This is a genomic window from SAR202 cluster bacterium (assembly GCA_009392515.1).
Classification (GTDB): Bacteria; Chloroflexota; Dehalococcoidia; order Lucifugimonadales; family UBA6952; genus UBA6952.
The window spans coordinates 1-7,874 of sequence record VFGE01000045.1 but is presented as its reverse complement, the minus strand read 5'-3'; the positions used below and the strand labels follow the sequence as shown (position 1 = coordinate 7,874).

Genomic DNA, 7,874 nt, shown 5'->3' with positions numbered 1-7,874 from the left:
AAAAAATTATCAATATGGTTTTATTACAGATATAGAATCTGAAACTGCACCAAAAGGACTGAATGAAGATATAATAAGGTTCATTTCAAATAAAAAAAATGAACCTGAATGGTTACTAGAATGGAGACTCAAAGCATATAAACATTTTCTTCTGCTTGTAGAACGCGAAAATATCCCAGAATGGGCTAATATAAAACACGATCCCATAGATTTTCAGGATATGTATTATTACTCAGAGCCAAAACCAAAAAAAGAATTAAAAAGTTTAGATGAAGTTGATCCAGAGTTACTAGCAACCTATGAAAAATTAGGTATACCTATCGCAGAACAAAAAAAATTAGCAGGTGTCGCAGTAGATGCTATTTTTGATAGTGTTTCAATAGCAACTACTTTTAAAGAAGAATTATCCAAGTATGGTGTAATATTTTGTCCTTTATCAGAAGCTGTCCAAAAATATCCCGAGCTTGTTCAAAAATACATGGGCTCTGTTGTGCCATATTCTGATAATTTTTATGCAGCTTTAAATTCAGCTGTTTTTTCAGAGGGATCATTTTGTTATATTCCTAAAGGAGTACGTTGCCCATTTGAATTAACCACATATTTTCGAATCAACACCCAAGAAACTGGTCAATTTGAAAGAACATTAATAATCGCCGAGGATGATAGCTATGTGAGCTATCTTGAAGGTTGTAGTGCTCCTATGTTTGACACAAACCAACTTCACGCAGCTGTAGTTGAATTAGTAACATTGAATAATGCAGAAATAAAATATTCCACAATACAAAACTGGTATCCAGGAGATGAAAATGGCAAAGGTGGGATTTATAATTTTGTCACTAAACGAGGTAGATGTATCGGGGATAATTCTAAAATTTCTTGGACACAGGTTGAAACGGGTTCGGCAATTACTTGGAAATATCCAAGCGTAATTCTACAAGGAGACAACTCTGTTGGAGAATTCTATTCAGTAGCATTAACTAAAGGGCATCAACAAGCTGATACAGGCACTAAAATGATACATTTAGGTCAAAATACTAGAAGTACTATTATCTCAAAAACTATTTCTGCTGATAAAGGTGTTGGTACTTACCGAGGACTTGTTCGAATTAACCCTAAAGCCGATAAAGCTTGGAATTTCACTCAATGCGATTCATTGCTTATTGGTGATCAATGTGCAGCTCACACTACGCCATACGTTGAAGTCAAAAATAACACTTCGCATTTAGAACATGAAGCTTTTACTTCAAAGGTTAGTGAAGATCAACTTTTTTATTGTAATCAAAGAGGTATATCTACAGAAGATGCCCACTCGTTAATTATTAACGGATTCTGTAAAGAGGTATTTACACAACTGCCACTAGAATTTGCAGTTGAAGCAACAAGATTATTAGATGCAAATCTAGAAGGGGCAGTCGGATAAATGTTAGAAGTTAAAGATTTACATGCTTCAGTTAGTGAAAAAACTATTTTAAATGGAGTTAACCTAAAGATCAATCCTGGAGAGATTCATGCCATAATGGGGCCAAATGGTTCTGGTAAAAGCACTTTATCATATACTTTGGCTGGAAAACCAAATTACATTGTAGATTCAGGGGATATCCTTTTTGAAAACCAAAGTATTTTAGAAATGCTTCCAGAAAGAAGAGCACAATTAGGTATATTTTTATCCTTCCAGCACCCTTTAGAAATTGCAGGAGTACGAATGGACCAATTCATGAGATCTGCCTACAACTCTATCCAAAAACAAAACAATAAAGAAGAATTAGATGTATTGAAATTCAATCGACTCTTAAAAGGTAAGTCAGAAGAGCTTAATGTTGATTCGGATTTAATACAGAGATTTGTTAATCATGGATTTTCTGGCGGAGAAAGAAAGAAAAACGAAATACTCCAAATGGCTGTCCTTGACCCCAAATTAATGATTCTTGATGAGCCAGATTCTGGTTTAGACATTGATGCAGTACGATCAGTAGCTGATGGAATAAACAAATTGCGATCTGAATCTAAATCGACTATCATCATCACACATTACCAAAGAATACTAAATTATGTAGTTCCTGATTACGTACATGTTTTCATGGATGGGAAAATAATACAATCGGGCGATAAATCCCTTGCTCTTCAAGTTGAAGAAAAAGGATACGAAATATTTAATTAATAACTTATGTCCACTCAAAAGATTTCAAATACAAAACCATATATTTCTATATACAACGATGTTATTTCCAAAATTGACACTGCGTCTCAGTTAGTTTTGTCAACAAAAAAAAGAGCGTTTGACAACCTAAATACAACTGGATTTCCTACACATAAAAAAGGAAACGAAGATTGGAAATATACTGACGTAAATAAAATACTCCAAAATGAATACAAACTTTTTGACAATGATCTCAAAACAACAGACAAATACAAAGATATAATTTCAAATCTTCCTTCATACAATTCAGGTAATTATCTTATTTTTATTAACGGTGTCTTTAAGCCTGAAATATCACAAATAAGTAATGATTCAATAATTATAGATTCTTTAGGAAGTAATTTAGAAAAATATTCTTCGATAATATATCCCCACTTAGAAAGTTTACCAGAGGCAAAGGATCCGTTTATCAATTTCAATACTGCTCTTTTTCAAGATGGAGTTTTTATTTATTTACCTAAAAATACAAAATTAAGTACCCCTATTCAATTAATAAATATCGAATCGAATAATTCTCCAGGTGAACATTTTGTTATTTCACCACTAATCTTAGTTATAGCTGATAATGAAAGTTATGTTGATTTAGAAGAGTACTGTTTAGGTTCAGATTCTTCGTCAAATTTAATAAATACCGTTTTTAAATTTGTTGTTTCTGAATCTTCACAACTAAATTACTCGAGATTCCAAAATTACAGTGAAAAAACAAATAACGTAAATAACACTCTAGTAACTTTGAAAAAAAATGCTACTTTTAATTCTTTTTACCTAGATTTTGGTGGACAAATAATTAGAAACAATATCAATGTAGATCTAATTGGAGAAGAGTCCTCCGCAAATTTACTTGGATTGTATCTGCCAAATTCAAATCAACAAGTTGATAATCAGGTCATAGTAGATCATAAAAGCCCATATTCGTATTCTGATCAAACATACAAAGGAATACTAAATGGAAATGCACAATCGGTTTTTCATGGAAGCATAATTGTCAGAGAAAAAAGTATCAAGGTTGATGCAGCACAAGAAGATAAAAATTTATTACTTTCTACTGAGGCTGAGGCATACACAAAACCTGCCTTTTGGATTTATTGCGATGATGTGATGTGTAAACATGGCGCTGCTTGTGGTCAAATCGATGAAGAAAGTATCTTTTACTTAACAAGTAGAGGGATTAGTAACACAGTAGCCAAACAACTGTTAGTAAGAGGGTTCGTTGGAGATGTGTTAACCAGAATTGAAAGTAATACTGCAAATCGAACTTATATAGAAAATAAAATTGAAGAAAGACTAGATCGTTGGTTATAAAATGATTGATATCGCTAGTATTAAAAGTGACTTTCCTATTCTACAAAAACGAATCAACAATATACCTTTGGTATATTTAGATAATGCTGCATCAACTCAAAAACCTAACCAAGTTATACAATCTATCGTAGAGAGCTATGAACTATATAATTCCAATGTTCATAGAGGAGTTCATACAACAAGTATGGAAGCAACTGAACGATACGAACTGGCCCGAGAAAAAGTCGCGAAATTTATTAATGCTAATTCAAACGAAGAAATAGTATTTGTAAGAAATACTACAGAAGCATTAAACCTTATTGCATATGCGTGGGGACTTAACAATCTTACTTCGCGTGATAATATTGTTGTTACCGAATTAGAGCATCATAGCAACTTGGTTCCGTGGCAATATGTTTCACAAAAAACAAATTGTGAACTAAGACTAATCCCAACCACATCACAAGGAACTTTAGACCTTGAAAAAATAGATGAATTAATAACCGAAACAACAAAAATTGTTTCGGTCGTCCATGTTTCTAATCTTACTGGAACAATAAACCCTGTAGAAGAAATCATTAAAAAAGCAAAATCCATGGGGGCACTAACTTGCATAGACGCTGCTCAAAGTGTTCCTCATATGCCTGTAGATGTCCAAGTTCTAGACTGCGACTTCCTGGCATTTTCAGGACATAAAATGTTAGCCCCACCGGGAATTGGTATATTATACGCAAAAACTTCTGTACTAGAAAAACTAGAACCCTTTCTCAGGGGAGGAGAAATGGTAAAAGAAGTTACATATACCACTGCCACATGGAATGATGTTCCAGCCAAATTTGAAGCAGGTACCCCGAATTTTATTGATCCTGTAGGGTTAGGGGTTGCTATTGATTATTTATCTAATATTGGTATGAATAACGTAAGACAACACGAAAAAGAATTAATATCGTATGCTTTAGATAAATTAGTAGAGATACCAGGGTTGGAAATTATTGGCCCCATAAATCCAGAAATTCGCGGAGGGGTTGCTACCTTTAGTATGAATGACATCCACCCACATGATATCGGTACTATACTAGATCAAAGAGGTATTGCTATAAGAACTGGTCATCATTGCGGTATGCCTTATCACAAAAAACTAGGTTTATCTGCAACAGCACGAGCTAGCTTTTATATTTATAATGATTATAATGATATTGATAAGTTAATAGAAGGAATGAATGACGTCATTCATTTCTTTAAATAATACAGGAATTCAAATAATTAAATGTTACCAAATGAATTAAATGATCTATATAAAGAAGTTATTTTAGATCACTATAAAAATCCTCGAAATACAACAGAAATTGTTGATCCTGTTCACAAAGCTCGCGGATACAATCCATTTTGTGGAGATGAAGTCAACCTACAAATAAATCTTGATAACAATCAAGTAATTCAAGACGTTGGTTTTCAAGGTCATGGTTGCGCAATAAGCCAAGCAACAGCTTCTCTAATGACTGAATCAATTAAAGGTAAATCAATCGAAGAGGCATTAATTATTCGTGAAGAATTTAGAAAAATGATGCAAGGTGAAGAAAGCAACTTAGAAATTTTACAAGATCTAGAAATACTTGAAGGCGTCAGAAACTTTCCTGTACGTATAAAATGTTCACTACTTTCCTGGTCGACACTTGAAGACTGTATTTCCTAGATATTATGAAAAGACACATGATAGAAAATACTATAGTCGCATATTTAGGGCATGAAGATAGTCCAGATATATCTAACCCTATCCATTCAACAGAAGTTGCTCAAGCCTATGGGTTTAAAGGGCCACTTGTAGGTGGTGTAACTGTTTGGGGGTGGGCAACAGACACAATTCTTGAGGCACTAGGTAAAGAATGGCTAAGTAGTGGATGGGCAGAATACTCATTTCGCCAACCAACATTTCCAGGAGACAAACTAACTATTCAAGCAAATCAAGATAGATCAACCAATAACTGGACGATAAATATGTTTAATGAATCTAACACAGTATGTGTTACAGGTGAAGTTGGATTGGGGAATGCTCCTTGGACAAAAGAATTTGTAAAACCTTTATCAATGACACCAAATCCAGAAGATAATTCTAAACCAAGTCTTTCTTTAGAGGATACTCCAATAAATAATGACTGGAACGCAATGCAAGTAACGTTTAATAATGAACTAGCTACAGAGTTCACCACAATTAAACAAATTACAACAAACCCAATATTCACAGGAGAATCAAAAATTGCACATCCCTCATGGATTGCAGGATGGGCTGAACAACTCATGAGACACAATTTTGACATACCCACTTCAATGCATACCAAAAGCAGAGTACAGCACAAACAATGTGTTCCTATAAATACTCTAGTTATTGGAGGAGCACATATACTAGATATCTATGAAAGAAAAGCTCATCATTTTGTTAATTTTGATGTTCTTTTGCAAGACAATAAGGGAAATGAAATAGCTCAATTGCGTCATTGGACAATATTTAAAATAGCTACGGAAGAAGAGCGCGCAAAATTATAACTTTTTCTTGTTATTAAAGTATTCCAAAGCCTCTAGATAATTAGATTTGGTATTAAGATCTAACAAAACTATCTTTTCATTTAAATCAATCTTGTTGATAAATCCACTATATTTTTTCGTTACATACCTTAGCCCATTTGATTCTTCATTAATATCATTTATATCATTAAATGTTACTCTGTTAAATATAATGGGATGCCCACCCTTGCCATGATAAACAGGGTATGAAATAAGAGATTCCGAAGTAATATGTTCGTTTATTACAGTTTGAAGGATATGCTTAGTTCTAGGTTGATCGACACCTAAAATCAACAAATTTTCAATTGAGGTATATAAACTGGAAAGACCTAATTTTATTGATGACGATCGGCCTGACTCATAATCTTTATTTTTTACCAAAGTAACGGAAGGATATTTATCCTTTATAAAATGGAATCTATTTGACTGATATCCTACAACTACTGTAATTTTATTAATGTCAGAATTTATTAATAGATTGATTTGTTGTTCAATTAAAGTGAGACCATTCCAGTTCATTAATGCTTTATTTTGATTCATTCTAGTAGACAAACCTGCACAAGTAAGAACAGCTCCTACATTTTGGTAAACCATAAATTACCTTCTAAATTATTATCGATTTGATCCCCTTATTGGATGCAGAACACTTTGATTATAATCGATAGTTTTTGGAATTTTAGATTTCTTTTGTAGTTTGTTAAAAATATTATCGATTTTTTGATCTTTAATCTTCAGGCTTCCACCTTTGCCACCAAGTCTATATTGAATCAATTCGGCTATAATACTAACAGCGATTTCTTCTGGTGTTGCAGCTTTAATATCCAATCCAATTGGAGTATTTATAGTTTTTAATTTTGCAGAATCGACACCTCTAGAAAGCAATTGTTCAAATATCATAATTGCTTTCCTTTCTGAACCTACTAATCCAATATAACCAGCATTAGTATTTATAGCTGATTCTAAAGCAATATCATCAAAATTATGTCCTCGTGTTGCAATAACAATCATAGAATTTTTATTCACTTCAAATTGGTTCGAACTAAATGCATTCTTATAGTCTGAAACAATTGTACATTCTGCTTCAGGAAATCTTTCAGGATTAGCAAAATCTTCACGATCATCAATAACAATCATCTTAAAACCAACAGATTGAGCTAAAGGAGCTAAAGATTTAGAAATATGCCCACCACCTATTAATATTAAAGTTGGATGACTCGCATAGGTTTCAATAAAAACTGCATGGTCTTTATCTATATCAATCATTTTAGACTTACCATATGGAAGTAAATCTAAAATTGAATTATATACTTCTGCATCTATTTGTTTGTCATTAAATGAACCACTTGGATTTCCAGTTGAATCAAAATATATCTTTTGTCCAGTAGATGAATTTTGTTTATTAATAAGTGTCGCCAAACCTACGGGTTTTTTCCCACTGTATGCTTCCACAACATTATTAGCAAATGAATTAAATAAATTATCCTGATAAAAAGGTTCTATAAGAAAATACATAGTTCCACCACAAACTAATCCGTCTCTAGCTGCAATATCTTCATTCAAAAAATATTCTTTATATTCAGATTTTGCTTTGGTTTTCAAAATTTCTGTAGCAGCAAACCATATATCTCCTTCAACACAGCCTCCGCCCAATGTCCCCACAGAAGATCCGTCATTTTTAATAAGAAGTTTAGATCCAGTTTTCTGGGGAGTTGATCCTTTAGTTTTAACAACTGTAGCTACAGCAAAATCATTATTTTGCTTTGTTTCATTTATTATTGCTTCAAATACTATATCCAAATTGCACCATCATTTTACATTATGTATTATTATACCAATA

At 32.8% G+C, this 7,874-nt stretch carries 8 protein-coding genes; 6 read left to right on the top strand and 2 right to left on the bottom strand.

Annotated features, from left to right (window positions below; all coding sequences use genetic code 11):
• From sufB to FI695_06625, 6 genes are all read left to right on the top strand, one after another.
• A partial coding sequence (gene sufB, locus FI695_06650; protein MQG51639.1) for a Fe-S cluster assembly protein SufB occupies positions 1-1,420 on the top strand: 1,420 nt, incomplete at its 5' end.
• Positions 1,421-2,158: a Fe-S cluster assembly ATPase SufC gene (sufC, locus tag FI695_06645; protein MQG51638.1), complete on the top strand. Its 738-nt coding sequence runs from the start codon at positions 1,421-1,423 to the stop codon at positions 2,156-2,158. It abuts the gene before it with no gap.
• A gap of 6 nt (positions 2,159-2,164) precedes the next feature.
• The gene (gene sufD / locus FI695_06640; protein MQG51637.1) at positions 2,165-3,499 is read left to right on the top strand and encodes a Fe-S cluster assembly protein SufD; all 1,335 of its coding nucleotides are present in this window, start codon (positions 2,165-2,167) and stop codon (positions 3,497-3,499) included.
• Position 3,500: 1 nt separating this feature from the next.
• Positions 3,501-4,724, top strand: coding sequence for a cysteine desulfurase (locus tag FI695_06635; protein MQG51636.1), 1,224 nt, complete (start codon positions 3,501-3,503; stop codon positions 4,722-4,724).
• A gap of 21 nt (positions 4,725-4,745) precedes the next feature.
• Positions 4,746-5,171: an SUF system NifU family Fe-S cluster assembly protein gene (locus tag FI695_06630; protein ID MQG51635.1), complete on the top strand. Its 426-nt coding sequence runs from the start codon at positions 4,746-4,748 to the stop codon at positions 5,169-5,171.
• Positions 5,172-5,176: 5 nt separating this feature from the next.
• Positions 5,177-6,019 (top strand): hypothetical protein, encoded by an 843-nt coding sequence (locus FI695_06625; protein ID MQG51634.1) that lies wholly within the window; start codon positions 5,177-5,179, stop codon positions 6,017-6,019.
• On the opposite strand, the gene FI695_06620 is transcribed toward FI695_06625, so the two are convergent.
• Entirely contained in the window at positions 6,014-6,631 is a 618-nt protein-coding gene (locus FI695_06620; GenBank protein MQG51633.1) for a nucleotidyltransferase family protein, read from the bottom strand. The genes FI695_06625 and FI695_06620 overlap by 6 nt on opposite strands.
• Positions 6,632-6,649: 18 nt before the next feature.
• Positions 6,650-7,834 (bottom strand): XdhC family protein, encoded by a 1,185-nt coding sequence (locus tag FI695_06615; protein ID MQG51632.1) that lies wholly within the window; start codon positions 7,832-7,834, stop codon positions 6,650-6,652.
• Between the last annotated feature and the right edge of the window lie 40 nt (positions 7,835-7,874).